Raw genomic sequence first — 23,512 nt, forward strand, 5'->3', positions numbered from 1 at the left:
TTCTTTTTGATTTTCATACAACATACTATGGGATGGTCGTGTGAAAGGTTCCTTTCCTTTTGTCATACTTATAAATAATCGAGCCATCTTCATCCGTCCTGAACACCCTAGTTCGATTTGTTTCAAGATTTACTAAGACGCTTTTATGGGGGTGGCCGTAACGATTATCCTTTCCGGCCGAAATCAATGCAGCTTTCGGCTGCAGCTGCAAAAGGAAGGATGCAGAAGAAGATGTTTTGCTGCCATGGTGGCCAATCTTCAGGACATCCGCCTGCAAACGCGGAAATGCAGTCATCAGCTCCTGCTCTCCATTCTCCTCCAAATCTCCCGTAAACAGCCATGATAAACCCCCGAGCTTCGCATATAAGACAATCGACGAATCATTTTTGTTTGCTTCCATCCCATGGGGATGAAGCACAAAAAACGCAGCTCCGCCTGCAATCCATCGGTCGCCCCTATTGGTGACTTTCATCTGCACCTTTTGATTCCTTGCAACCGAGACAAAATCCATCTCGCGAAACTGCTCTTCATTGCCGCCCCCAATGATAACTTCCTTCACTTTGAAGTGCTCGATCAATTCTTTCGCACTCCCTGCATGATCGGCGTCCGCATGTGTCAGGATTAACTTGTCCAGATGATGGATCCCCTTGCTTTTCAAAAGCGGAATGATGATGTTATCTGCTGTATTGAATTTCTTGCGCTTTTCCTCCCACGGCTCGATGGGGAATGTAATTTGGCCGCCCGTATCAATCAAATAATTGCCGCGGTTGAATGGCAGGATTATTAAAATCGAGTCACCTTGCCCAACATCAATGATGTGCACTTCGCCAACTGGTGATAGCTTTTGTATATTATATTGAAAAAGCAGGAGCACAGTCAGCATTCCGCCCCACCATTTACTTTTATTATTTGACTCATCCCAAGACAGGAAGAGCCCTAAAAGAGATGCAACTAGCAAGGCGATCAAGAAAAAATGGGGCTTTCCAAATACAATGGAGGCCAAGGGCAGGCTGGAGGCTGCATCGGCGGTTTTATTGCAAAGGATGAAGGTGAAGTTCAATAGCGTTATCAGGTGCTCACCCAGTGCAGGGAAGAAGACATGACTGATGAGGGAAATCAATGAAAAGGGCAGCAAAATGGTGGAATAAAGCGGAACATACGCAACATTCAGGAGTACGCCAAGAAAAGAGGCTTCATAAAAGTGAAAAAGCAAAATCGGAAGTGCTGACAATTGGCAGATGAAGCTGATGATGAATAACTGCAGCGTTTTTTGGGGATAGCGTAAGAAGATGCCCGAAGACATGAGAATGGAAAAAGTGACGGCGAACGAAAGTTGAAAGCCGATATCATATAGCATATCCGGCTGGAATAACAACAGTGCGAGGTACACCAGTCCAATGGTTGAAGCTGCAGAGACGCGATGCTTGAATAACAATAGGAAAAAGAAGAGTATTGCCATTAAGCATGATCGAATGACTGATGGACTGCCGCCGGAAAGTACCATATAGACGGGTAGAAAAATCAGCAGGACGGTAATCATCCTTTCCCGGGTCATTCCAATCCTGATACCTGCGTAAAATAACATGCCTGTTAAAAAACTGACATGAAGACCGGATATTGCCAGTAAATGCACCAGGCCAAGGCGCTGATAGTTGGTAAGGTCGTCTTCATCAATATAGGCTTGATCACCGAAAATGAGTGCAGTGACAAAGCCGCTTGATTCTTTCGGAAAGTTTTCCCCGATGTAAGCAATCCCCTTCATTCGCAAATTACGTATGGAAGGGACCACAGAGCTTCCTCCTTCCAAGCACTCTTGGAAAGAAATATAGTCTGCTTTCAATATCCAGTGGGCGCCTTTGCGCTTCAGGTAACGCTGATAGTCGAAGCCATTCTCATTCCTCTGTTTGTCGGGCGTCACCAAGCTTCCCCTTGCAGGACAAGATAAGCCAATCCGCAATAGCTTGTCCAGCTTTTTCTTTTCTTGCTCAGAATCGATTTTATATCGGAGCATGAACCGTTCGCCCTTCTCACTGGCAATGAAGCCTTTCAATGAATGTCCGTCTATACTCGGCTGGTCGGTGAAGGTGATGGTGAAGGTGATGGTAAAACTGCTTTCAGTACCCTGATAGCTGGTTTGATTTCGATAATCGGAGAAGGAAGCAGCCCCAAAAAAAAGCACCATCATCACGAGGTGAAGGCCAAGGGCCTTCACACTCAGCCCCAGCCGATGATAGAGGAAGCAGAGAAAGATGGTGATGACGAATAAAAGTGTTATACCGGAAAATGAATGGGCCGCAACTCCAAAAGTGGCTGATACGGCTAATAAGAGAAGGAATCTTTCCATGCCCGCCCTCCGTGAGTTAATGATTGAATAGGTGTGCTGCCTGCCTTTCCAGCTCCAATACCGCTTCTTTTTCTAGCCCTGTTCGTTCAAGCTTGGCCAGCAAGGCAAGTACAAAATCCTCTTTTTCTTTTTCGTTAACATCGATGGTCCTTTGTGCTTCAACCTTTTCTGTCATGACACCAGCCTGCTTGAATAGTTCAAGTGCATATGGATGGTTTTTATAATCCTCAGCATAAAAGACGGCTTTGATTCCGGCTTGGATGAGAGATTTACAGCATTGCAAGCATGGAAAATGGGTCACATATATCTCTGCTCCGTCCGTTGGCACCCCGAATTTGGCACATTGCAGGAGTGCATTCATTTCCGCATGTATCGTCCTGACACAATGGTTGTCGATCACATAACAGCCATCATCGATACAGTGCGTCCCTCCGGCAATGGAACCATTATACCCTCCGGCAATGATCCGGTTATCCCTGACGATCGTCGCCCCTACGGTCAGGCGCGTACACGTGCTTCTTAACGCCAATAAGTGGCTTTGCGCCATGAAGTATTGATCCCAGCTTATCCTGTTCATGTTGTTGTATCCCCTAACTCAGTAGATTTTCTTCAATTTTACCCTCTTGCTGCCCGTTTGTGTAGTCCATTCCATCAATCACCGTACAGAAATGGAATCCTGTAGTTTTTCAAACGTTTTATCACCGATTCCCGTCACATTCTTCAATTCATCAATTTGCTTGAATTTCCCTATGGACTCCCTGTATTCCAGGATCGCAGCCGCTTTCGATGGCCCTATTCCGGTAAGTGTCTCCAAATCTTGCTGTGTGGCGGTATTCAAATTGACCTGTCCTCCTGCACCCCCGCCGGAAGGGGCAAGATGGTTTTGCTCGATGGTTTCCTTATCCTCTTCCCCTATTTCCGGAACATAAATGACCATTTGATCCTCGACTAGCTGGGCAAAATTCACTTTATCCTTATCGGCGTTGTCCGAAAAACTGCCTGCTTTCGAGATCATATCAATTACCCTATCACCTGCCTGAGCCGTAAAAATACCAGATTTCTCGACCGCGCCTTTCACATCGACCTTAATGATAAGGTCATCCAAGGCATTTGTTTCACTTTCCATTCCATCCCCTGTTGCCGACTGAGCAAAAATATCATTAGGTTCAACAGGATCGTGATCACGGCCAGTTTGCAATAAAAAGTAAACGACCACGGAGCCAATCGCCATTGCGAGGGCAATCATTGTCGGTTTATTCTTTAAAATCCTATCCATTTCATTTGCCTCCTTATTGGATTTTGCAGCATACATAGTCATAGGACAGAGCATAAACACATAGTGTTTCTATGAGAATCAATCGTTTTTCAAGTGAGAGGAGTTGATTGGCTTTGAAGAAAATCGGTGTAATTGGAACAGGCAATATGGGCACCATTTTAATCGAGGCGTGGCTGGAGGCAAAGATTTTGAATCCGGCTGATTTGGTGATTACGAATCGGACACTATCCAAAGCATTGGCACTGAAGGAAAAGCATCCAGATATCAAGGTTGCGGAAAGCGCAGCCGAAATCGCCCAGGAAGCGGAGTTTATTTTTCTTTGTGTAAAACCATTACAAATTGACAGTTTGCTTACGGACATCAAGCATCATATAAACAGGAAACATCTTGTCGTCTCCATCACAAGTCCGCTATCGGTTGCACAGCTTGAATCGGCCGTAAAGGCGCCTTGTGCGCGATTCATCCCCAGCATAACCAATCGGGTCGGTTCTGGGGTATCGCTGCTAAGCTTTGGTGAAGGATGCAGCAAGGAGGCTAAGTCAGCCTTGCATGAATTGGCCTCTGCGATATCGGCTCCTGTCGTCATCGAAAATGATATCACCCGGGTGGCCTCCGACATTGTCAGCTGCGGCCCTGCCTTCTTTAGCTATTTAGCACAAGCTTTTATTGACGGAGCTTGCCAGACGACGAAAATAGACAAAGAAACCGCTACGACTTTGACTGAGAACATGCTGATTGGATTAGGGGAATTGCTTGGTAAGGGCATTTATACATTACCGGCCCTACAGGAAAAGGTTTGCGTGAAAGGTGGGATTACGGGAGAAGGGATCAAGGTTTTGGAAGCAGAGACTGGGGAAATGTTCCATCACCTTTTTCAGGCGACGCATGAAAAATTTGCGGAAGATCTTCATGAGGTTGAAAAGCAATTTGGCCATCCTTATTAATATTCGCAACGTCTTTTTCATTTCCTGCTAAAAATTCCAAAAATGAAAAAAAAAAGAGGCCGGACCCCACGCGCACATGCAGGAGGGGTCCCTGACCTCTTGATCATTTACTGGCTATAAACAAAATCCGTTCCGTTTCCGTTACAGGGGAAGCTTCCTCAAGATCAGCCATTACTTCAGTTACGGTAAAGCCTGCTTGCTGCAACCACGTTTTATATTGGTCAACCGGATAGGTCCGTTGATAGTGCAACTCATCAAAGCGATCATACAGACCACTTTGTGTGTCCTTCACGAAGAAACTGAGCTCATGTTCCACACTGTAAGGTTCTTCACCCGGAAAGCAATCCCATATATAGGAAACTTCGTCATCGCTGACGGCAAACGTATGGTTTTGGAACACTTCTTCCATTTTATATATGGAATGGACATCAAACAAGAACAATCCGCCCTCCTGCAAATGCTCGTGCACCCGGCTGAACGTTTTAACGATATCCGCCTCATCGCGAAGGTAGTTCAAAGAATCACAAAAAATGGTGACACAATCAAATTGACCAAGCCCCTCAAGTTCTGCCATATTCTGTTGGAATAAAGGAATCGTTAATCCGAGCTCCACCGCTTTTTCATTGGCAACCAAAAGCATTTCATCAGAAAGGTCCACGCCGGTGACCTCAAATCCGTGCTGCGCCAATTCGACGGTCATTTCCCCGGTTCCACAAGCCAAATCGAGAACCTTCCTTCCCCCAATTCCGTACTGTTCCAGCTTCGCCGTAAGGATCATCAGCCATTTTTCATAGGGCGCATCCTTCATCAATTCATCGTATACATAGGCAAAGCGTCCGTAGGTCATGAAGTCAGTTCACTCTCTAAATCTTCGAAAGGGGCATCTCCCCATAAACGTTCGAGGTTATAATAGTTTCTTTCATCTTTATGGAAAATGTGTGCCACTACATCGCCAAGATCGACAAGCACCCATTTCGCTTCATCGAACCCTTCAAGACGCTTGACAGCGATACCCGATTCATCGGCTTTACTTTTCATTTCACGAGCGATGGCTTGTACTTGTTTTTCCGAATTACCATGACAGATTAAAAAATAATCCGCAACAAGTGATATGCCTTGCATATTCAGGGCCACGATGTCCTCCGCCCTTTTATCATCCGCCGCTTTTGCTGCAATTACAAGTAGTTCACGTTCAGTCATTACATCTTCTCCTTCAAATTCATGATCAAATCATTATATGTTTTAAATGTATCAGGGTAAATCGCCTGATTTCGTTTCATTAAAAAAACGACGGTATTCCTTAAAGCCTGGATGACCGCATGATCCAAGTTCCGCTTGGCTGTCTGCCTGACTTCTTCGACACCTGGAAAGGAACGGCCCGGTTCAATATAATCAGCAAGATAAATGATCTTATCCAAAAGGCTCATGCCGACCCTGCCTGACGTATGATAGGCGATTGCATCCAATATTTCATGGTCGGTGATGCCTGCTTCCTTTTTCACCAGGTACGCCCCGACTGGAGCGTGCCACAGTTCCATATTGTATTGAAGTAAATCCGGCGCCATTTTTTCATCGATTATGATTTGCTCCATCTCTTCCTTTGGACGAAATTTGGCATAATCGTGGAAGATGGCTGCCAGTTCGGCTTTTTGGGTATTTGCGCCATAGAGCTCGGCAAGTTCGATCGCCGACTCCATCACGCCAAGTGTATGGATGTACCTGCGCTCCGTGATTTGTTCCTTGACAAGCGCCAGTGCTCTTTCACGATTCATATAAACCATTCCCTTTAATATACTTCACCACTGGATCTGCAATTAAATATTTCACGGTTTTCCCCGTTCTTAGCTTCCTTCGTATCATGGAAGAGGAAATGAACATCTGCGGGACTTTCACCATCGAAATCGGGTATAAGGTCTCCTCATTATAGCCAGGACGCTTCACCCCGACGAAATGGACCAATTCCATCAACTCGTCGATGCGATGCCAATTAGGTAAATACTCAATCATATCTGCGCCAATTATGAAATAGAATTCATTGGTCGGCTCAAGTTCTTTCAGGAGCTTGATCGTATCATACGTATAAGATGTGCCTTTTCTTTCTATTTCAATACCCTCAATATAAAAAGCTGGATTGGTGGCTATCGCATTTTCCAACATAGCAAGCCTGTCCATATCGGTTACTTCCTCCGATTTTTCCTTATGGGGAGGAACATGATTTGGCATGAATCTGATTTCATCAAGCTCCAGAGCGTCCAGCACTTCATTCGCTATAATTAAATGACCGATGTGCGGTGGATTGAATGTACCGCCAAGAATTCCAATTTTTTTCATAGATAGGTTCCCTTAAGGTAGTTTGATTTGTTTGTTTTCTTTTGATTCCTTATACAGGACGATGGTGTTGCCGATGATTTGAACCAATTCCGCCCGCGCACCTTTTGATAAAGAAAGTCCGACGTCATTGCGGTCTTCTTCACAGTTTTGCAGAATGCTGACCTTGATCAACTCACGTACTTCAAGCGCCTCACCAATTTGTTTGATGAGATTATCATTGACCCCGCCTTTACCAACTTGAAAAATCGGATTGAGATGATGGGCCTTTGAGCGTAAAAATCTTTTCTGTTTTCCTGTTAACATGTGTTACCTCCTAGTTTGTTCAAGACAATATCTGTCATTCTTGCTGTATCCGGCATAATATCCGTCCATATCTCAAAAGCGAGCGCAGCCTGGTTGATGAACATACCGAGGCCATTCTGCGTTTTCGCGCCTTTTTCCCCGGCTTCACGAAGCAGCTTGGTCTGCAGGGGATTGTAGATGATGTCACTGACTATTGCGCCGGCTTTGAGCCGGTCGACATTCAACGGTGAATGATCATAATCGGGGCTCATTCCGGATGAAGTCGTTTGGATGATCAAATCATATTGTGATAAGCTTTGTTCCGCTTCGATAATCGAGAGTGCCTTCGATATTTTATCATAAGGGCAATCAGAAACAAGCTCGGCCGCTCTTTCCTTCGTCCGATTTGCAATATCCACCTGCTTTACCCCTTCTTTCACAAGTGTAAAATAAATCGCACGCGCAGCACCGCCCGCTCCGATCACTAACGTTTTTTTAGCCTTAATGTCACCTGATATTTCATCGCATAAAGATTTGAAAAAACCTTTTCCGTCTGTATTATACCCCATAAAGCGGCCGTTTTTGTTAACAACCGTATTTACAGCCCCGATTGCCAGGGCCAGTTCATCCACTTCATCAAGGAAGGGAATGATTGACGTCTTATGTGGAATGGTGATGTTAAACCCTTCTATACCAAGGGCTTTCATACCTTTTACAGCGTCGCTCAACCCTTCTTTCGTCACATGAAAATGGTGATAAACCGCTTCGATATTTTCTCTTTCAAAAGCATCATTATGAATGTCCGGTGACATTGAATGTGCAATTGGATCTCCCATTACCCCATAGATCTTTTTCATAGACTTTGACGACCCCTATATTAGATTAATGATTTGCGAACGATGACATTGACCCCTTTTGGCACATGTGCAACGATTTTTGCTCCTGGCTCATTGACCGTCACCCAGCCAAGACCAGAAAACACAATATCCATTTTACCATCTTTCAAGGAGAATTCATGCGGAATCAACTTCGGGAATTCCCCGATTTGTTCAGGCCGCGGCGGCGTCAGTAATTCCCCGGCATGATTTTGGTACAAGTCATCCGCCTTTTCCAATTTCGTACGGTGGATGTTCAATTCATTCGAAAGGTAGCAAGTGAGGGAACGCCTTCCGCCGGAGACGTAATCGAGCCTGGCCAGTCCTCCAAAGAATAATGTCTGTTCCTCATTCAGCTGATAAACTCTCGGTTTGATTTCCTTCTTCGGCATGATCACCTTGAAATCCCGCTTGTCCACGTAATGGGCCATTTGGTGGTGATTGATGATTCCTGGTGTATCAATCAATGCCTTCCCATCCTCCAAAGGAATTTCAATCATATCCAAAGTCGTGCCCGGGAAGTGGGAGGTCGTGATGGTGTCGCCTTCCCCGCTCACTTCTTTGATCAGGCGGTTGATGAAGGTCGATTTGCCGACATTCGTACAGCCCACGACATAAACATCCTTCCCTTTGCGATACCGTTCAATCGCATCGGCCGCTTCAAGGATGTGCTTCCCCTTGTCTGCACTCACAAGTAAAACATCAACCGGATTCAGCCCCAATTCCTTAGAGGATTGCTTCATCCAATTGATCAATTTATTGGGTTTGACGGACTTTGGCAATAGATCGACCTTATTTCCGATCAAAAGAACATCATTTCTTCCCACGAATCGATGAAGGCCCGGCAGCCAGCTTCCATTGAAATCGAAAATATCGACGACCTTGACGATCAAGGAATCTGTTTCTCCGACTTTATTCAAGATTTTCAAGAAGTCATCGTCGGTTAAAGATACATCCTGAACCTCGTTATAATGCTTCAATTTAAAGCAGCGCTGACAGACGATCGTCTCTTTCTCTAAAGCTGATTTAGGGGCAAAGCCCAATTCCTTCGGATCCTCCGTCTGGACCTTCACGCCGCAGCCGATGCACACTAATTCTTGTTGATTGTTCAATTGTGATCCTCCCATTCTATCATCCCTTTACGTTTAAAAAACGCCATGATCTTTCTTTCAAAATAACGATTGATTTTCGTCCTGAATTCGTCAGTCTGGGCGACCGGTACCACCAAGATCGTATGGAACCCGCCTCTGTTCCCTCCTAACACATCAGTCAATAACTGGTCGCCGATTACCACCGTCTCCTCCAACTTCAGTCCCATCGTCTTGCGCGCTTTATGGAAGGCCCTCGACATCGGCTTCCTGGCCTGATGGATGAATGGAATGTGCAGCGGATCGGAAAAGGACCGAACCCGATTTTCATTATTATTGGATACAATCGTCACTAAAATGCCATGGGCCCGCATATTATCGAACCATTTGATCAAATCCGGGGTCGCTGTTGGCCTGTCCCATTCAACAAGCGTATTATCCAAGTCCGTGATGACTCCTTTTATCCCTCTTTTTTTCAATTCTTGAGGATCTATATTAAAAATGCTTTTAACATGTTCACTCGGCAAAAATAATTTAAGCATATTGGCACCTCTATATTTTCATTAAAATTTACCGTTTCCATCATATCGAATTTCCGGCTTACTTTCAAAAAAATTTAGGAAAGCGGGCTTCCGGTAAAAAATCATCATAATGTAAGTTTTAAGATATGGGAAGGCATTTTTAAGCAAAACAGGAATTCAGCGAAACGAAAGACCCAATTATTCCGAAAAGATTTCGACAAAAATTTCATTATCCCAACCTGTGGATAACTTTACTAACATTTTCCAGGCTGACCAGCCCCAATTCACCCACTTTGTAAACATCTTAACCACAGGTTATCCACTTTCAGCTGTGGATAACAGAACGATTGTTCTCTGTGTTTATTTCTGATACAGTAGGGGTACAGCAAGGAAGACTTATCAATTTATGTAAAAAAACACAAAATTATTCCTCGCATTTCCCACTGGAGGTGAGCAGCCGTAAATGGCGACCTGATGCAAAAACTATCTGATGACCTGTTGCTGGAATCGTATTTCAAAGCGCAGAATTTAAAGCTGAGTACCGAATTCATCCGCCTCATAGAAACGGAAATTCATCGAAGAGCCCTGACACATAAAATCCGAGCATTATTTTGATATGGAATACATAGGCTGACATCATATGTCAGCCTTCTTATTTTTTGTTTAAACGGCCTTCATATACCCAATCGTTTCACCGACACGGACATCAGCGGGAACGGACAGGGTTTCTTCAAGCTCAAACTTGTTCTTCTCAAAAAGAAGGACGACGGTCGATCCGAAGCTGAAATATGAAAACTCCTGCCCTCGCTCCAATCGCTTTGATTGATCGGTAATGACGATCGAATTAATATACATGGCACCGACTTTCACCATCGCCAAACTTCCTGTCTCATTTTGCAGTTCAGTTATTGTACGATAATTTTTTGACAAAGGCTCTTTGCCATATTTCATGCCCCATCTATTAACGGGATACGATTTCCTCCCAAGCGTCCACCGTTTGATCACGGATCCTTCGACCGGTGCATGGATCCTATGGTAATGACTTGGGCTCAAGTATAGCACGAGGTATTTGCCGCCTAAGTACTTTTCCAAAGCAAGTTCATCCCCGAGCATCTCTTCCATTGAATATACCTTTCCCTTAACGACGATTTTTTTATCTGCCATTATGTCACCCGAGTCCTCGAGAACACCGTCCACAGGACTTGCCACCGCAGATGGGGCAGACGTAATCGGCCTTGCCTCCGCCTTCAGCTTTCTCGTGAATAGCTCATGGAGGTTGGGATATTCTTTTATACCCTTTCCGAATTCTTGTTGATTGAGGTTAAATGCTTTTACATATGGTAAAATCAAGGCTCTGCTCCAGCGTGATTGGCTGAAGTGCTTCAATAAACCCGATGAATACCTTCCATTCGTCAATTCGATCAAAATGCGATACAAAGATTGATACAAATAAATCCACTCCAAATTGTAAAATTATTCAAAAATACCTTGCATAAATTGTGTTAAATAAAATATTATTATATAATAAGCAATTGTGTTTACTATATTTTTTGTTTTATTTTGTTTCATTTGAAAGGAGTGACAAGATGTTTCTACTACACGCCCTAGATCAAACCATAAAAAAACTGAAGGCCCAAACAGCAAATATACTTACATTAATGAACTTATCCCTTGGCGGATTCGCAATAATTGCCGTAATGCATGGACAAATGAATTTAAGCCTGCTATTAATTTTCCTTGCTGCCCTTGCAGATCGCTTTGACGGCATGGTTGCCCGGAAATTCAACATTGAATCGGAATTGGGCAAGCAACTTGATTCCATGTGTGATATCATTTCTTTCGGTGTCGCACCCGCTCTATTATTATACCAAGGAATTTTGATAGAATTCGGCGCTCCGGGTACGATTTTCACCGTTTTCTATATTGGCTGCGGCGCTTTCCGCCTCGCACGCTTCAATATCAGCGAAAGCAATGGTTACTTTACAGGGGTACCCATTACGGTCGCCGGCTGCATCGCAACAGTAAGCTTTCTGGCCATCCCATATTTCCATCCGGCCTTTTTCTTATCCCTCATGATTATATTATCATTACTTATGGTCAGTCCATTTAAAATGAAGAAAGTTTAATTGGAAAAGCGGATGTCCCCAATCGGACATCCGCTTTTTCGTTCGCCTATTCCCCCTGAAAACCTACGCCTTTTTGACAAGCGGATCGGTCAAGCTCATGAATTCCTCGACATCGTCCATGCAGGCAAGGACCGCTTCTTTCCAGAAATCACGTGTCGTCAAGTCAACACCCAAATGCTTCTGTGCCAAATCCTCGACCTTCATCGAACCAGTATCCTTTAATAGAGCGATATATTTTTCTTCGAATCCTGCCGGTTCCTTCAGGGCATTCGCATATATCCCCAATGAGAATAAATATCCGAAGGTGTAAGGGAAATTATAGAATGGAACACCTGTAATGTAGAAATGAAGTTTTGAAGCCCAGAACGTTGGATGATAATCGCTTAATGCATCCCCATATGCTTCTTTTTGTGCGTTAAGCATCAATTCATTCAATCGTTCTGCACTGACATAGCCTTGCTTCCGCTCCTCATAAAATTTAGTCTCGAACAAAAAGCGCGCATGGATGTTCATCAGCAAAGATATCGAACGCTGAATTTTGTCTTCCAGCTGAACCAGTTTTTCCTCCTCACTGCCCGCTTCCTTCACGGCGGCATCGGAAACGACCATTTCAGCGAAGGTAGAGGCGGTTTCAGCCACATTCATCGCATAGGAGCGATTCATTGGATGGATATCCCTCATGGCATAGGAATGGAATGCATGCCCCAGTTCATGGGCAAGCGTCGACACATTCGAAGGCGTACCTGAATACGTCATGAATATCCTGGATTGTTTATTTAGCGGGAAGCTTGTACAAAATCCCCCAGGTCTCTTGCCTGGTCTGTCTTCCGCTTCGATCCAGCTGTTCTCGAAGGCGTTTTGAGTGAAGCCAGCCAGCTCCGTGCCGAATTTAGAAAATTGCTGTACGATGAAATCTGCACCTTCTTGATAATTCATCACTTTAGATTCTGCGGTCACCGCAAGCGGTGCATCCAGATCCGCCCAGCTCAACTTATCCAAATCCAGTAATTCCGCTTTCCTTTGTAAAAACCTCACCAGCGGCTCCTTATGTTCGGCAATGACATTCCACATGCTTTCCAGTGTTTCTTTTTTCATCCGTCCGATTTCAAGCGGCTCTTTCAAAATATCATTCCAGCCCCTTTTTTCATTCACACTGAGGCGAAATCCAGCCAGATGGTTCAACGTCCGGGCAAAAAGGTCACTTTTTTCTTCCCAAGCCTGTCCCCAAGCAGCGAATAATTCTTTCCTGGCCTTCTGGTCGGGCTCTGAAAATTTATTCGCCGCTTGGCCTACCGAGAGCATTTCCCCTTTATAAGGAATGGTCATGGAACCGACGATCGTATCATACATCTGGCTCCAGCCTTCGAATCCGTCCATGGACAATTGGGTGATTATTGCCTCTTCCTCCACAGAAAGCTTTTCCTTAGCCCTTTCCCGGCGTTCAGTAACGACGAATTCCAATTCATTCAATGGTTCCTTGGCGAGCATGCTTTGAAAAAAGGAATCGTCAAGCTGGATCAGTTTTTCATCTAGCTTGCTCATAACCATTTTGAGCGCTGCAACGGCTTTCATTTGCTTGATCCGCAGCTGGCCAGCTTTTTTATCCTGCGCGTTTTGAGCCTCCAGGCAGCTAATGAAGGCACCTGCCTGCCTTGATTTCATATTGGTGCTGTTCAACAGATCGAATGCCTTAATCCATTGGCCTTCATCATTTTCCAATGGATGGATATTGCGGACAAGCAAGTCGAGTTCTTGCGCGTCTTCCTTGATTTCGTCCAAGAAAAGCAGGAATTCTTCCGAAGAGCTTCCTCCTTTAAAAAAAATATCCAAATCCCATGTTAATGAATAACCCATTTGCATTTGCCCCCTTTTTTTCCAATATACTCATTATAGAGGTTTAGCCCATTTTTTTCTAATTAAAAGGAATTTTCAGTTTTTTTAATGCGTTTTTCTATATCTGCGGTTAAAAAAGTGTTATGATGAATATATTCTTCGGGAAAGGGGTGGTTCATATGAAATTCTTCATCCAGCTGTCTGCCATCATACTCCTTTTATGGACCGTGCCCGGGCAGTTCCATCAGCATGCACAACAGCTAACCCTTGAAGAGCATACCGATGTTCACCATTGGGATAAGGCCGATAAGAAAGTGCCTCTCATCCCTGCCTTAAGCTCATTACAGGCGCTCATCATTATCCTGGTATTCGAGATTTCAATTTTAAGCTTTCTTTATTTCCATTCGAATTTGCGCCAGCGGTATCTCAGTCCCGTGTTTTTTCAGGCGAATTACGTAGCCGCCCACTCTGACATTTTATAAAAAAAATAAAATCGAGGAGTGATTCATATGTGGTTTCGTTTTATTATGATAGGGATATTTTCATTAACCGCGTCACGTCTGTTCTTATTTCAGGGTATCGAGATTTATCATGCATTTGCAGATATGGTTCGAAGTAAATATTAATGCAAAAAGAGTGCCGGGAATTTCCCGGCACTCTTCTTACGTTTATCCTTTAGCTTTCTTTTCCTTCTCTTTTTCCGCCCTGTAAAATTCATGGAACATCTTCATCAGCGCACGTTTCTCGATCCTGGATACATAGCTTCGGGAAATCCCCAGCTCTTTGGCAATTTCCCGCTGGGTTTTCTCTTTTTTCAAATCCAGTCCGAACCTCCCCACAATGACCTCCTTTTCCCGTTCATCCAAAATATCAATATATTTTTTCACTTTTTCGATTTCCATATTAAGCTGGATCGTATCGATGACATCTTCTGATTCTGATTTCAGTACATCGATTAAACTGATTTCATTTCCCTCTTTATCCTGGCCAATCGGATCGTGCAAGGAAATATCCTTTTTCGTTTTCTTTGTCGCGCGTAAATGCATCAATATTTCGTTCTCTATACAACGCGCGGCATATGTGGCGAGCTTCGTACCCTTCCCATCCGAATAACTTTCAATCGCTTTTATCAGGCCAATGGTCCCGATTGAAATCAAATCCTCCGTATCTTCACCCGTATTCTCAAATTTTTTGACGATATGGGCAACAAGCCTGAGGTTATGCTCAATCAAGATGTTACGGGCATCACCATCCCCCTCACTCATGAGCTTCAGATATTTCTTTTCATCCTGAGATGATAAAGGCTGCGGAAAAGCATTGTTTTTCACATAGGAAACAAATAAGTAAAATTCTTTAATGATATATCCGACAACTGTAAGTATTCCGGGCATTGGTTTCATCCCCCGTTTCTTTGGTTCCTTCATTCATACCTATGCAGCAATGGGCTTGCTCGTGTCTGTCCCGGTAAAAGAAATCATCAAAGGCCAAAATGTTCGTAACGGCAATGGATGAAATCCCAAACGGACAACACCAACCCTTCATATAATATAAGTGAATTTTTAAGGAAAGGGGTGTCTTAGAATGGGATATAACTATGGACCATACGGCTGCTGCAACTATGGGTACCCGGCTCCGCCGCCGAATTATGGCGGGTGCGGTTACGGGTACGGTTATGGACTGTTTATTGTCCTGTTTATCATATTGCTCATATTCGGGTTCTGCTGGTTCCCGGGATATGGATATGGCGGACAAAATTCATGCTGCTAAGCAGAAAAAAACTCGGCATTCCGCCGAGTTTTTTCCTTTTCACCTGAAATCTTCACAACTGCTTGTTACGTATGCCCGCTTCGTTAGCCGGTATCCTTCTCCTGCCAGCGGCAACGCTTTTCTCCTTGTACATGGATTATTTTCAACATATTGACCTCCACCTTTCATAGAATTTTCGGTATACCCTGCCTCTTATTTTTTAGAAAAAAGGACGATGCTTCATCGCTTTGTCTAAATGTTCTTCACGAATTTTATTGATTCTGTCCTGCTGCATGCATTCTTCGGCAGTCATTTTTTTCATTTTGATCGTTATTGTGAAAAAAAGCATATTCAGTGTCATAAATATCACCTCCTTTTAGGGTGCGGCCCTGCAAAAAGGCATAAAAAGGCCGCAGAAAGTTATGTCCTCCTGCGGCTTTTTCAAAAAATATAAAAAGGCCGCAGGATGAAAGACTTCTCCCTGCGGCCGCTATGTCTGAATGATTAATAAAGCCAATTTGCTTTATAAATATTCCGCTTGGCACAGGTCGAATGGTATTTGATTGTCATGTGAAACAGTCCAGCTAATTGGTTTAGAGACGACTCCATATAGATACAATTTCATTTTCTTCGACCTCCCTTGGAATATTTTTTATTACTTGGTAAGTATATCCACAATTCAGGAATTTGTAAACAGCTTTTGCCCATTTTTTTGAAATTTCTTTCTTTTTACCCATTTTCGTACGAATTTATTGAAAAGGTTGGCAATAAGGATTATAAATCCATGCACCAATCAGCTTATCGTATATTTGGTTGCAAATTCGATGGAAAGCCTATACTCGGGAGTAAAGTTAAATTCGTGAGTAACGCTCCGAACTGATGAAAAAAAGCAGCAATTACCCGGAGAATCATAGCCGAATCAGCGAGTAACGCAAGTAATTGAAAAGAAATGGCCCCAATAGAAATCGCGTTTTCCGCATGCTTTTGTACCGTTTCTCGCCAGCTACTTGTACGGACCGCCTCCGGAAAGATAAGAGCCTGCAGAGAAATGAGACACGTCATGTCCAATTTCAGGTTCATGCAGGGTAAAATAAAAAAGCTGCAGGCAAACTCCCTTAACACTAGAGTTTGCCTACAGCTTATAACTTGATTTTATTATTGTATGAAGTCTTGGTCATCCATGTCAGCCAAGGTCTTTTTATATTTATTGGATAATCGGAAAAATAATATGGATACGCCTAGGAACATGATCGTCGCTCCCATATAGGCATATGTGTCCATCAACGTTTTGCCGCCAGAGGGAAGGATGGTTCCTAGGTAGAAAAACGAACCCACACATAGCAACGTGATTCCGAATTGTTTAAAATCGGCCATTTTCGAACGCAGCATAGCCGCCGTTTGGTTTGTACGGTTTTTCATGCCATTCCACCTTCTTTCAAGCTGATAAGTTATCGATATCTCATTCTACCATATTTATTCCAGATGGCAGAAAGTAAATAATGGCAGTTAGCTTGAACCGGCAGCATGTTCCCCGTTTATCCTCTTAGTGCTTGCTCCAAGTCTTCCAAAAGGTCTTCCGCATCCTCCAGGCCTACGGAAATGCGAATCAGTCCATCGGTTATCCCAAGCTCGGCGCGGCGCGCGGCAGGAATGGAAGCATGCGTCATTAAAGCCGGAACGGAAATTAGGCTTTCCACTGCTCCAAGACTTTCCGCCAGCGTGAAGAATTTCACTTTATTCAAGACGGCTGCGGCTTTTTCGGCACTGCCGACATCGAATGAAACCATGCCGCCGAAGCCGCGCGATTGTTTTTTCGCGATTTCGTGGTTTGGATGGCTTTCGAGACCTGGATAATAGATTTTCGAAACGCCGGCATGACCGGATAAGTACTCAACGATCCGGGAAGTATTTTTTTCATGTTCCTCCATCCGGATTCCGAGCGTTTTGATGCCTCGCATCAGTAACCATGAATCTTGAGGCCCTAGCACGCCCCCTGTGGAGTTTTGGATGAAGTGAAGGTCATTGCCGATTTTTTCATCATTCACCACGACAAGACCCGCTACAACATCGCTGTGCCCCCCCAGATACTTCGTAGCGCTGTGAAGGACGATATCCGCACCAAGCGTAAGCGGATTCTGCCAGTATGGCGTGCTGAAGGTATTATCGACAATCGTGAGGATGCTGTTAGCTTTCGCTATTTTTGCCACGGCTTCCAGATCCGTGATCTTTAGTAATGGATTTGTCGGGGTTTCGATGAACAAAGCTTTCGTGTTGTCCCTGATTTCGTTTTGGATCGAATCCACGTCACTCGTATTGACGAATGAAGCTTCGATTCCGAAGCGATTCAGCACCTTCGTCATCACCCGGAAAGAACCTCCGTAAACATCGTCGGTCATCAAAACATGATCTCCGCTGCTCAGCAGCATCATGACAGCCGTCATCGCTGCCATCCCGGAGCCAAAGGCGAATCCTCTTTTCCCTTCTTCAAGATCCTTGATCAATTCCTCAAGGGCATGGCGGGTTGGATTGCCTGTACGAGAATATTCGAAGCCGCGATGATCTCCCGGACCATCCTGTTTATAGGTGCTTACTTGATAGATCGGCACCGAAACGGCTCCAGTTGCTTCATCTCCAAAAATGCCACCGTGGATCAATTGTGTTTTCTTTCTCATTTTACATACCTCCCTGATAAATTTTCTTGCTTAAGTAACGTTCACTGGAATCGGGGAATACCACGACGATATTCGTCCCCGGGGAAGCCATGGCCGCTTCATCCAAAGCCGCAGCGAATGCTGAGCCTGAGGAACTGCCGACCAGCAGGCCTTCCTTCAGTGCCAATTCCTTGACCATTTCGAACGCTTGCCGATCGCTTATCGTATGAATTTGATCAAAGTACGCTTCATCCATATAAGCTGGTAAGAATTCCATTCCTATGCCCTCTGTTTTATGAGGTCCCGATTCGCCTCCGTTCAAAATCGACCCTTCTGGCTCGACAATGACCGTTTTGACCGCAGTCTTTTTTTCTTTTAAATAACGCGATGTTCCCATGAAGGTCCCGCCCGTCCCGGCACCGGCAACAAACACATCGACTTCGCCATCAAGCTGTTCCCAAATTTCAGGTCCCAGTGTTTTGTAATATGCGTCGGGATTAGCTGGATTCGCAAATTGCTGAGGGCAATAAGACCCGGGAATCTCTGCAAGCAATGCCTTAGCCTTGGCGATCGCACCTGTCATGCCTTCCTCTGTCGGGGTCTGGACCACTTTAGCTCCAAGGGCGCGCATCAATTCCTGTTTTTCGGCACTGAATTTCTCGGGTACACAAAATATCACATCGACGCCACTGTTTATCGCCGCCAGCGCCAGTCCAATCCCGGTATTCCCGGCAGTCGGTTCAATGATGGTCCCTCCCATTTTCACTTTTCCTGTCTCCAAGGCTTCTGTTAAAAGCTCCTGGCCGAGACGGTCCTTCACACTGCCTCCCGGATTGAAGTATTCCAGTTTGGCAAAGATGCGGATGCCATCCGGAAGCGGGAAATGGGTGATTTCCATCATCGGCGTCTTTCCGACCAACTCATGTATGTTTTGAAAGACCTTCATTATTCGTACATCCTTTCATAGTTCCCCTACCAATTTAGTGAGTAATAAAATCAAAGAGTAATCAGCGGAGAATCTCACGCTGATCACTGCCCATTCATTTCATTTTCCCAACCATTTTCACGATCAGATCAGCCGAATGAAGCGCCGCCGTTTCCAGGAATTTATCGAAGGAAATATTGGACTCCTTACCTGCGATGTCCGATAGGGAACGTATGATGACAAATGGTGTTTGGAATTGGTGGGCCACCTGTGCAATCGCTGCCGCTTCCATTTCCACTGCATATAGATCCGTGAATTTCCCCCTGACGAACTCAACCCTGACTGGGTCGTTCATGAACGAATCCCCCGTCACGATCAGCCCTTTCGCCACTTGTATATCCTGGATTTCCTTAGCCGCTTCTTGTGCAAGGGCAAAAAGCTTCTCATCCGGGATGAAGGCTGCCGGCAGCTGAGGAACCTGGCCATATTCATATCCAAAAGCCGTCACATCGACATCATGGTGGCGCACTTCGGTAGAAATGACAACATCCCCTACATTAAGTGCTGGGTGATATCCGCCGGCAGAACCAGTATTGATGATGGCATCCGGTTTGAATTTTTCCAAGAGCACTGCCGTTGACATGGCGGCATTCACTTTACCGATGCCGGATTTAAGCAAGATGACCTCGACACCGTCCAGTTTACCAGTATTGAACTCGGAACCGGCTATGGTCACCTGCTCCAAACCTTCCAATTTATCACGTAAAATCGTAACTTCTTCTTCCATTGCTCCGATTATGGCTACTTTCATTAGTAAAAAACCTCTTCCTATAATTTTTCCGCCTCCATAATCCAGACAAATTGATTGCAGCGCTCGAAGTTCACTGAATACCCATGTTCTTCAAGTACACTTTCCAAATAAGGAATGGTTGTATAATATTCCGTTTGCAAATCGTTCGCCAAATTATGAAAGCCTGCCTGCTTTGCATCGGAAATCGCTTTTTCATGCGCTTCCTTTGATTGATACATCGTATCCGCAAACACTATTTTACCACCAGTATTCAGTAACTTTCCATAGCTGGCTATCGCTTTTTCTTTTTCTTCATCCGTTAAATGATGAAATGCATACGTACTGACGATCGAATCGACACGTTCCGGCTCCGGGAAATCCATGAAATCGCCATCGGCTATTTCCGTTCTATCGCCCAACTTGCCGATCGCAATTTCCCTCATCGCAGGCGAAGGCTCGATCCCCGTAACCTTAAGGCCTTTCTTCAATAACCTCTCCGTTAAATTCCCGGTGCCCACACCAAACTCCAGAACATGACCGTGAGCCCGATCCGTCACGCTATCCAAGATCCTATCATAGTGTTTAAATACCTCTTGATATTCAATATCGTGCCCACCGACAGTATCATCATATGATTTCGACCATTCCTCAAATAAATCCAAAAATTCTCTGCCCATTTTTTATCACCTTTTTATTATAATATAATAAAGCCTATACGTATAATATGAATTAAACATGAAACCGTGCTGTTTTTTTAGGCGAATGGATGATATTGCATCGATTCATCTAAGCACTCTTTTATTATAATACAATAAAACCTATAAGTATAATATGAAATAATATAAAAAACCGTGCCGTTTTTTTAGGCAAACTCTCATTCCTCTTTAGATTCGGCTAAAATGGTATGTTAAACTAGCATTATCTATATTGTTGGAGGGAAGCCTTAATGAATTTTCAGCTCGACTTAAATTTATTCGAAGATAAAATAGAATTTTTCGAGGCAGAAGGCATCAAGAATCTCGAAGAAAAAATCCAGGCGCAAATCGAAATCAATAAAGCGATCATGCTCCAGGTTCATTCGGTCTCACACCAGATGTATGTAAGCGAGGAAGGCAGACGCTTTTATAGTGCCGTGGTCCATTTCAAGGCAAAAAAATGACCAGCACAAATAGCCCCCGGAAGATTCTATTTCCGGGGGCTTTTTATTTCAGGACTATTTGCGTTTATCATTAACCTTCAATTCTTCGACTTTTACAGGTTTCCACCCTGAACCGTCCACCCACTCAATATGGACCCGGTATGTTTTCGGATTGTCCCCTTCAGAAACGGTACCGATTGCGGTGTTGGGCGAACCGCCGTTTTGAAGCCACCATAGCCTCATGCCGCCTTCATCGATCCCCGCTCCGAGCGCAATGGCCTTACTCATTTCATTCCAGTCGACGGAGCCCTTTTGAAAGCTTGTCTTATGCTCCCCGGATTGCTCGGTCCCGACCGGTTTCCAGCCCTCGCTCGTATAAGTGGACGCAACATTGCCATCACCGCTGCCTTCCACTTCGACTAACTCGGCATCCGTGCCTTTATCAGAAGCTTCTTCATCCTCCGTTGCCTCTTCTTCCTTTTCCTCAGTTGCTTTAAGATCCTCGTCCTCTTTCTTCTCTGAAGCCTTTTCTTCCACTTTCCCAGCAGGCTTGTCCACCTTGCCTTTATCTTTATCGGTCGTTTGCTTCGGTTCAGTCGTTGTCGGATTTGCTTCTTTACCGCCATCACTCAAGAAAATGGTGATGGCGACAATTACGATTAAAATCGAAACGATGGTTATTGCAATATTGTATATTTTATTTACTTTTCTTTTTTGATCTCGCTGATCGAATCGTGAGCCCAAGGTCCATTCCTCCCTTACCATTTCATTACTGCCCCATTTTAACATGATTCAGCGGCAGATAGAAGGGAATGGTTTCCTACACTTTTCGTCATTTCTCGTATCAGTCCTGGTCCTTGGTGTATAAAACTTTTACAATATCTGAAAAAAGCGGCGTCATGCTCGAGCTATTCTCCTTCGTTTCAAAGCTTACGGTAACTAGCGCATATTGGGGATTTTTATATGGGAAGTAGCCGGCAAACCATTTATTGAGCTCACCTTTTTCGATATTCGTCTGTGCTGTTCCGGATTTGCCCGCCACCTCCACAGGTAAATCTTTCAAGGAAGCACCAGTCCCCTTTTCTTCGGTCACGACCTTCCTTAAAAGCTGCTGCATCTTCATTGCCGTGTAGGGAGAAATGGTATCTCCTCCCATGCTTTGGTCAGGAAAATCAACCACTGTCGTACTATTGTTAAATTCCACCTTGGATACGGCCTTGACTTGTTCCTTCTTACCGCCGCGGGCAATCGTCGCCATCATGTTCGCTATCGCAAGCGGCGTCGTTTGGACATCCTGCTGGCCGATGGCGGTTTTGGCAATCATCTTGGGATCCTTCTTTAAATCATCATCGTGCCAGACCTTTCCGGTTTGTTCGTGGTACAGCTGAGTGACTTTCGTATGATAAACATCCCCTTGCCAGCCCGTTTCACCAACCAGGCCCAGCTTTTTCGCATAGTTTTCCAGAAAGTCGGGATCTTTGTCGGCGATTTCCTGTGACAATTCGGCAAAGGTCCTGTTACAGCTTTGGGCAAAGCTGCTTTCGAAATTCAACATCCCCAATTCCCTCTGCTTATCCGCCCTTCCGTCAATCGTCAAGTTACAGTCAAATTTCCTCGATGGGCTTGCCGCTTTATGATCGATGGCAGCTGCTGCCGTGACCGTCTTAAAGACGGACCCTGGCGTTTTTTGCGTCAGCATCATATTGACAGCTCCTGCACCATTCGGGTCCTTGATATTAAGGGCGGGACGCGATACCATGGCGACGATTTCGCTTTTCTTGATATCAATCAGTACGAGTCCGCCTTTCTTAATGCCGCGTTCATCGACAAGCTTCTCCGCCTTTTCCTGTATTTCTTTATCAATCGTCGTCACGACCTTCACCGGGTATAGAGGGTTTGCTGGTTCGACGTATTTGACATCCACACCGAACATCGGACCGCCGCTTGCATCCACATGAAAAACGAGCTTCGATTCCCCGGTCGAAAGCAAAAATTCATCAAATGTCCTTTGCAGTCCTGTATTGCCAATTTTCGTTTCTGGGGACAAATTCATGTCCGGATAACGTTTTTTCTTCTCAGCATCCGATATATTCGTCGTGCCGATCAATTGCGCAGCAGGTGTCTGATTGTGATACAGCTTTTCGTTCACGGCAAAGACCCCGGGTATCTTCAATTGATTGATCGCCTTCGATTGGCTCGCCGTCAATTCTATCGGATCATCCCCGCCGAATATGAACGGTTCATCCGCTTGTTCGATTGCCTGTCTCAGCTCATTTTCCGATTTACCGATAATCGATGCAATTTCATCTATAGGCCATGTCATTTTTTTCAGGAATGGAAACAGCACAAGCGTGGGGATTTCTTCATGAGCAAGCGGCTCCCCATTCCTGTCATAAAACTTTCCGCGTCCATCATCGATCTTCAATATTTGGGAACGCTGCTCCACGCTTGCTTCTATCAGGTTCACATTATGCTTCGAAAAAGATTCTGTCGCTACAAGTTGGATGTAAACAAGCCTGCCTATGAGTACCAGCATGCAAGTGGTCAAGAAAATAGCTAGCATCCTCAATCGTTTCTTTTTCATAAAATACACCTCGTAAACATTGTTGACGAGGTGCGAATTTTTAAACAATTATGAACAA

General features: G+C 44.6%; 28 protein-coding genes. 6 read left to right on the forward strand and 22 right to left on the reverse strand.

Going from position 1 to position 23,512, the window contains the following annotated elements:
* Positions 1 to 25: 25 nt before the first annotated feature.
* The 3 genes from QNI08_RS00080 to QNI08_RS00090 all read right to left on the reverse strand — a co-directional run bounded on the left by QNI08_RS00080 (position 26) and on the right by QNI08_RS00090 (position 3,620).
* Positions 26 to 2,344, reverse strand: a complete 2,319-nt coding sequence (locus QNI08_RS00080) for a DNA internalization-related competence protein ComEC/Rec2 (protein WP_285765407.1) — start codon at positions 2,342 to 2,344, stop codon at positions 26 to 28.
* Positions 2,345 to 2,360: 16 nt separating this feature from the next.
* Positions 2,361 to 2,921: a ComE operon protein 2 gene (locus tag QNI08_RS00085; protein ID WP_285765408.1), complete on the reverse strand. Its 561-nt coding sequence runs from the start codon at positions 2,919 to 2,921 to the stop codon at positions 2,361 to 2,363.
* 78 nt (positions 2,922 to 2,999) lie between these two features.
* Entirely contained in the window at positions 3,000 to 3,620 is a 621-nt protein-coding gene (locus QNI08_RS00090; protein ID WP_285765409.1) for a helix-hairpin-helix domain-containing protein, read from the reverse strand.
* 113 nt (positions 3,621 to 3,733) lie between these two features.
* Here QNI08_RS00090 and comER point away from each other — a divergent pair, with 113 nt between their 5' ends.
* Positions 3,734 to 4,564 (forward strand): late competence protein ComER, encoded by an 831-nt coding sequence (gene comER / locus QNI08_RS00095; RefSeq protein ID WP_285765410.1) that lies wholly within the window; start codon positions 3,734 to 3,736, stop codon positions 4,562 to 4,564.
* Positions 4,565 to 4,667: 103 nt separating this feature from the next.
* Here comER and QNI08_RS00100 read toward each other — a convergent pair whose 3' ends face one another.
* Genes QNI08_RS00100 through QNI08_RS00135 form a run of 8 tightly spaced genes read right to left on the reverse strand, consistent with a single transcriptional unit; the run spans position 4,668 to position 9,682 of the window.
* Positions 4,668 to 5,411, reverse strand: coding sequence for a class I SAM-dependent DNA methyltransferase (locus QNI08_RS00100; protein ID WP_285765411.1), 744 nt, complete (start codon positions 5,409 to 5,411; stop codon positions 4,668 to 4,670).
* Entirely contained in the window at positions 5,408 to 5,764 is a 357-nt protein-coding gene (gene rsfS / locus QNI08_RS00105) for a ribosome silencing factor (RefSeq protein WP_285765412.1), read from the reverse strand. Before rsfS ends, QNI08_RS00100 begins: the two co-directional genes overlap by 4 nt.
* Positions 5,764 to 6,336 carry a bis(5'-nucleosyl)-tetraphosphatase (symmetrical) YqeK gene (gene yqeK / locus QNI08_RS00110; protein WP_285765413.1) on the reverse strand — a complete coding sequence of 191 codons (573 nt, stop codon included), beginning with the start codon at positions 6,334 to 6,336 and terminating at the stop codon, positions 5,764 to 5,766. The genes rsfS and yqeK overlap by 1 nt, the downstream gene beginning before the upstream one ends.
* Entirely contained in the window at positions 6,326 to 6,895 is a 570-nt protein-coding gene (locus QNI08_RS00115) for a nicotinate-nucleotide adenylyltransferase (RefSeq protein ID WP_285765414.1), read from the reverse strand. Before QNI08_RS00115 ends, yqeK begins: the two co-directional genes overlap by 11 nt.
* Positions 6,896 to 6,907: 12 nt before the next feature.
* On the reverse strand, positions 6,908 to 7,198 hold the full coding sequence (yhbY, locus tag QNI08_RS00120; protein WP_064463503.1) for a ribosome assembly RNA-binding protein YhbY: 291 nt from the start codon (positions 7,196 to 7,198) through the stop codon (positions 6,908 to 6,910).
* Positions 7,192 to 8,034: a shikimate dehydrogenase gene (gene aroE, locus QNI08_RS00125; RefSeq protein ID WP_285765415.1), complete on the reverse strand. Its 843-nt coding sequence runs from the start codon at positions 8,032 to 8,034 to the stop codon at positions 7,192 to 7,194. The genes yhbY and aroE overlap by 7 nt, the downstream gene beginning before the upstream one ends.
* 20 nt (positions 8,035 to 8,054) lie before the next feature.
* Positions 8,055 to 9,164 (reverse strand): ribosome biogenesis GTPase YqeH, encoded by a 1,110-nt coding sequence (yqeH, locus tag QNI08_RS00130; RefSeq protein WP_483313727.1) that lies wholly within the window; start codon positions 9,162 to 9,164, stop codon positions 8,055 to 8,057.
* Positions 9,161 to 9,682, reverse strand: a complete 522-nt coding sequence (locus QNI08_RS00135; RefSeq protein WP_285765417.1) for a YqeG family HAD IIIA-type phosphatase — start codon at positions 9,680 to 9,682, stop codon at positions 9,161 to 9,163. The genes yqeH and QNI08_RS00135 overlap by 4 nt, the downstream gene beginning before the upstream one ends.
* Before the next feature lie 453 nt (positions 9,683 to 10,135).
* On the opposite strand from QNI08_RS00135, the gene QNI08_RS00140 reads away from it, so the two are divergent.
* Positions 10,136 to 10,276 (forward strand): sporulation histidine kinase inhibitor Sda, encoded by a 141-nt coding sequence (locus tag QNI08_RS00140; RefSeq protein ID WP_285765418.1) that lies wholly within the window; start codon positions 10,136 to 10,138, stop codon positions 10,274 to 10,276.
* Positions 10,277 to 10,324: 48 nt separating this feature from the next.
* Here QNI08_RS00140 and QNI08_RS00145 read toward each other — a convergent pair whose 3' ends face one another.
* Positions 10,325 to 11,110, reverse strand: a complete 786-nt coding sequence (locus QNI08_RS00145; protein ID WP_285765419.1) for a phosphatidylserine decarboxylase — start codon at positions 11,108 to 11,110, stop codon at positions 10,325 to 10,327.
* A gap of 137 nt (positions 11,111 to 11,247) precedes the next feature.
* Here QNI08_RS00145 and pssA point away from each other — a divergent pair, with 137 nt between their 5' ends.
* The gene (gene pssA, locus QNI08_RS00150; RefSeq protein WP_285765420.1) at positions 11,248 to 11,787 is read left to right on the forward strand and encodes a CDP-diacylglycerol--serine O-phosphatidyltransferase; all 540 of its coding nucleotides are present in this window, start codon (positions 11,248 to 11,250) and stop codon (positions 11,785 to 11,787) included.
* A gap of 63 nt (positions 11,788 to 11,850) precedes the next feature.
* Here pssA and QNI08_RS00155 read toward each other — a convergent pair whose 3' ends face one another.
* A complete protein-coding gene (locus QNI08_RS00155) occupies positions 11,851 to 13,641 on the reverse strand; it encodes a M3 family oligoendopeptidase (RefSeq protein ID WP_285765421.1) in 1,791 nt (596 codons plus the stop codon).
* A 158-nt stretch (positions 13,642 to 13,799) separates the two neighbouring features.
* On the opposite strand from QNI08_RS00155, the gene QNI08_RS00160 reads away from it, so the two are divergent.
* Positions 13,800 to 14,102, forward strand: a complete 303-nt coding sequence (locus tag QNI08_RS00160) for a hypothetical protein (protein ID WP_285765422.1) — start codon at positions 13,800 to 13,802, stop codon at positions 14,100 to 14,102.
* A 186-nt stretch (positions 14,103 to 14,288) separates the two neighbouring features.
* Here the strand turns inward: QNI08_RS00160 and sigK are convergent, their stop codons facing one another.
* A complete protein-coding gene (gene sigK, locus QNI08_RS00165; protein WP_034308596.1) occupies positions 14,289 to 15,011 on the reverse strand; it encodes an RNA polymerase sporulation sigma factor SigK in 723 nt (240 codons plus the stop codon).
* Between the two features lie 190 nt (positions 15,012 to 15,201).
* Between sigK and QNI08_RS00170 the strand changes: the two genes are divergently transcribed.
* Complete coding sequence (locus QNI08_RS00170) at positions 15,202 to 15,387, forward strand: sporulation protein YjcZ (protein WP_285765423.1); 186 nt, start codon at positions 15,202 to 15,204, stop codon at positions 15,385 to 15,387.
* Positions 15,388 to 15,586: 199 nt separating this feature from the next.
* On the opposite strand, the gene QNI08_RS00175 is transcribed toward QNI08_RS00170, so the two are convergent.
* The 6 genes from QNI08_RS00175 to QNI08_RS00200 form a co-directional block, all read right to left on the reverse strand.
* On the reverse strand, positions 15,587 to 15,727 hold the full coding sequence (locus tag QNI08_RS00175) for a YrzI family small protein (RefSeq protein ID WP_285765424.1): 141 nt from the start codon (positions 15,725 to 15,727) through the stop codon (positions 15,587 to 15,589).
* 794 nt (positions 15,728 to 16,521) lie between these two features.
* Positions 16,522 to 16,785, reverse strand: coding sequence for a YrhC family protein (locus tag QNI08_RS00180; RefSeq protein ID WP_285765425.1), 264 nt, complete (start codon positions 16,783 to 16,785; stop codon positions 16,522 to 16,524).
* 116 nt (positions 16,786 to 16,901) lie between these two features.
* Complete coding sequence (locus tag QNI08_RS00185) at positions 16,902 to 18,038, reverse strand: bifunctional cystathionine gamma-lyase/homocysteine desulfhydrase (RefSeq protein WP_285765426.1); 1,137 nt, start codon at positions 18,036 to 18,038, stop codon at positions 16,902 to 16,904.
* 1 nt (position 18,039) lies between these two features.
* A complete protein-coding gene (locus QNI08_RS00190; protein ID WP_285765427.1) occupies positions 18,040 to 18,963 on the reverse strand; it encodes a PLP-dependent cysteine synthase family protein in 924 nt (307 codons plus the stop codon).
* 94 nt (positions 18,964 to 19,057) lie between these two features.
* On the reverse strand, positions 19,058 to 19,753 hold the full coding sequence (gene mtnN / locus QNI08_RS00195) for a 5'-methylthioadenosine/S-adenosylhomocysteine nucleosidase (protein WP_285765428.1): 696 nt from the start codon (positions 19,751 to 19,753) through the stop codon (positions 19,058 to 19,060).
* Positions 19,754 to 19,770: 17 nt separating this feature from the next.
* Positions 19,771 to 20,409 (reverse strand): class I SAM-dependent methyltransferase, encoded by a 639-nt coding sequence (locus QNI08_RS00200; RefSeq protein WP_285765429.1) that lies wholly within the window; start codon positions 20,407 to 20,409, stop codon positions 19,771 to 19,773.
* Positions 20,410 to 20,678: 269 nt separating this feature from the next.
* On the opposite strand from QNI08_RS00200, the gene QNI08_RS00205 reads away from it, so the two are divergent.
* The gene (locus tag QNI08_RS00205; protein ID WP_285765430.1) at positions 20,679 to 20,891 is read left to right on the forward strand and encodes a DUF2536 family protein; all 213 of its coding nucleotides are present in this window, start codon (positions 20,679 to 20,681) and stop codon (positions 20,889 to 20,891) included.
* Between the two features lie 54 nt (positions 20,892 to 20,945).
* On the opposite strand, the gene QNI08_RS00210 is transcribed toward QNI08_RS00205, so the two are convergent.
* Positions 20,946 to 21,614 carry a YrrS family protein gene (locus QNI08_RS00210; RefSeq protein ID WP_285765431.1) on the reverse strand — a complete coding sequence of 223 codons (669 nt, stop codon included), beginning with the start codon at positions 21,612 to 21,614 and terminating at the stop codon, positions 20,946 to 20,948.
* Positions 21,615 to 21,714: 100 nt separating this feature from the next.
* Entirely contained in the window at positions 21,715 to 23,454 is a 1,740-nt protein-coding gene (locus QNI08_RS00215; RefSeq protein ID WP_285765432.1) for a peptidoglycan D,D-transpeptidase FtsI family protein, read from the reverse strand.
* Positions 23,455 to 23,512: the final 58 nt, after the last annotated feature.

The organism is Peribacillus folii (assembly GCF_030271255.1).
Lineage (GTDB): Bacteria > Bacillota > Bacilli > Bacillales > DSM-1321 > Peribacillus.

Coding starts and splice junctions, on each gene's coding strand:
- QNI08_RS00155 (WP_285765421.1), bottom strand. CDS start 13,641: ATGGGTTATTCATTAACATGGGATTTGGATATTTTTTTTAAAGGAGGA.
- yhbY (WP_064463503.1), bottom strand. CDS start 7,198: ATGTTAACAGGAAAACAGAAAAGATTTTTACGCTCAAAGGCCCATCAT.
- QNI08_RS00115 (WP_285765414.1), bottom strand. CDS start 6,895: ATGAAAAAAATTGGAATTCTTGGCGGTACATTCAATCCACCGCACATC.
- aroE (WP_285765415.1), bottom strand. CDS start 8,034: ATGAAAAAGATCTATGGGGTAATGGGAGATCCAATTGCACATTCAATG.
- QNI08_RS00090 (WP_285765409.1), bottom strand. CDS start 3,620: ATGGATAGGATTTTAAAGAATAAACCGACAATGATTGCCCTCGCAATG.
- yqeK (WP_285765413.1), bottom strand. CDS start 6,336: ATGAATCGTGAAAGAGCACTGGCGCTTGTCAAGGAACAAATCACGGAG.
- QNI08_RS00160 (WP_285765422.1), top strand. CDS start 13,800: ATGAAATTCTTCATCCAGCTGTCTGCCATCATACTCCTTTTATGGACC.
- QNI08_RS00100 (WP_285765411.1), bottom strand. CDS start 5,411: ATGACCTACGGACGCTTTGCCTATGTATACGATGAATTGATGAAGGAT.
- QNI08_RS00190 (WP_285765427.1), bottom strand. CDS start 18,963: ATGAAGGTCTTTCAAAACATACATGAGTTGGTCGGAAAGACGCCGATG.
- QNI08_RS00200 (WP_285765429.1), bottom strand. CDS start 20,409: ATGGGCAGAGAATTTTTGGATTTATTTGAGGAATGGTCGAAATCATAT.
- QNI08_RS00175 (WP_285765424.1), bottom strand. CDS start 15,727: ATGACACTGAATATGCTTTTTTTCACAATAACGATCAAAATGAAAAAA.
- mtnN (WP_285765428.1), bottom strand. CDS start 19,753: ATGAAAGTAGCCATAATCGGAGCAATGGAAGAAGAAGTTACGATTTTA.
- QNI08_RS00080 (WP_285765407.1), bottom strand. CDS start 2,344: ATGGAAAGATTCCTTCTCTTATTAGCCGTATCAGCCACTTTTGGAGTT.
- QNI08_RS00085 (WP_285765408.1), bottom strand. CDS start 2,921: ATGAACAGGATAAGCTGGGATCAATACTTCATGGCGCAAAGCCACTTA.
- QNI08_RS00185 (WP_285765426.1), bottom strand. CDS start 18,038: ATGAGAAAGAAAACACAATTGATCCACGGTGGCATTTTTGGAGATGAA.
- QNI08_RS00135 (WP_285765417.1), bottom strand. CDS start 9,682: ATGCTTAAATTATTTTTGCCGAGTGAACATGTTAAAAGCATTTTTAAT.
- sigK (WP_034308596.1), bottom strand. CDS start 15,011: ATGCCCGGAATACTTACAGTTGTCGGATATATCATTAAAGAATTTTAC.
- QNI08_RS00180 (WP_285765425.1), bottom strand. CDS start 16,785: ATGAAAAACCGTACAAACCAAACGGCGGCTATGCTGCGTTCGAAAATG.
- QNI08_RS00205 (WP_285765430.1), top strand. CDS start 20,679: ATGAATTTTCAGCTCGACTTAAATTTATTCGAAGATAAAATAGAATTT.
- pssA (WP_285765420.1), top strand. CDS start 11,248: ATGTTTCTACTACACGCCCTAGATCAAACCATAAAAAAACTGAAGGCC.
- QNI08_RS00215 (WP_285765432.1), bottom strand. CDS start 23,454: ATGAAAAAGAAACGATTGAGGATGCTAGCTATTTTCTTGACCACTTGC.
- QNI08_RS00140 (WP_285765418.1), top strand. CDS start 10,136: ATGCAAAAACTATCTGATGACCTGTTGCTGGAATCGTATTTCAAAGCG.
- QNI08_RS00170 (WP_285765423.1), top strand. CDS start 15,202: ATGGGATATAACTATGGACCATACGGCTGCTGCAACTATGGGTACCCG.
- rsfS (WP_285765412.1), bottom strand. CDS start 5,764: ATGACTGAACGTGAACTACTTGTAATTGCAGCAAAAGCGGCGGATGAT.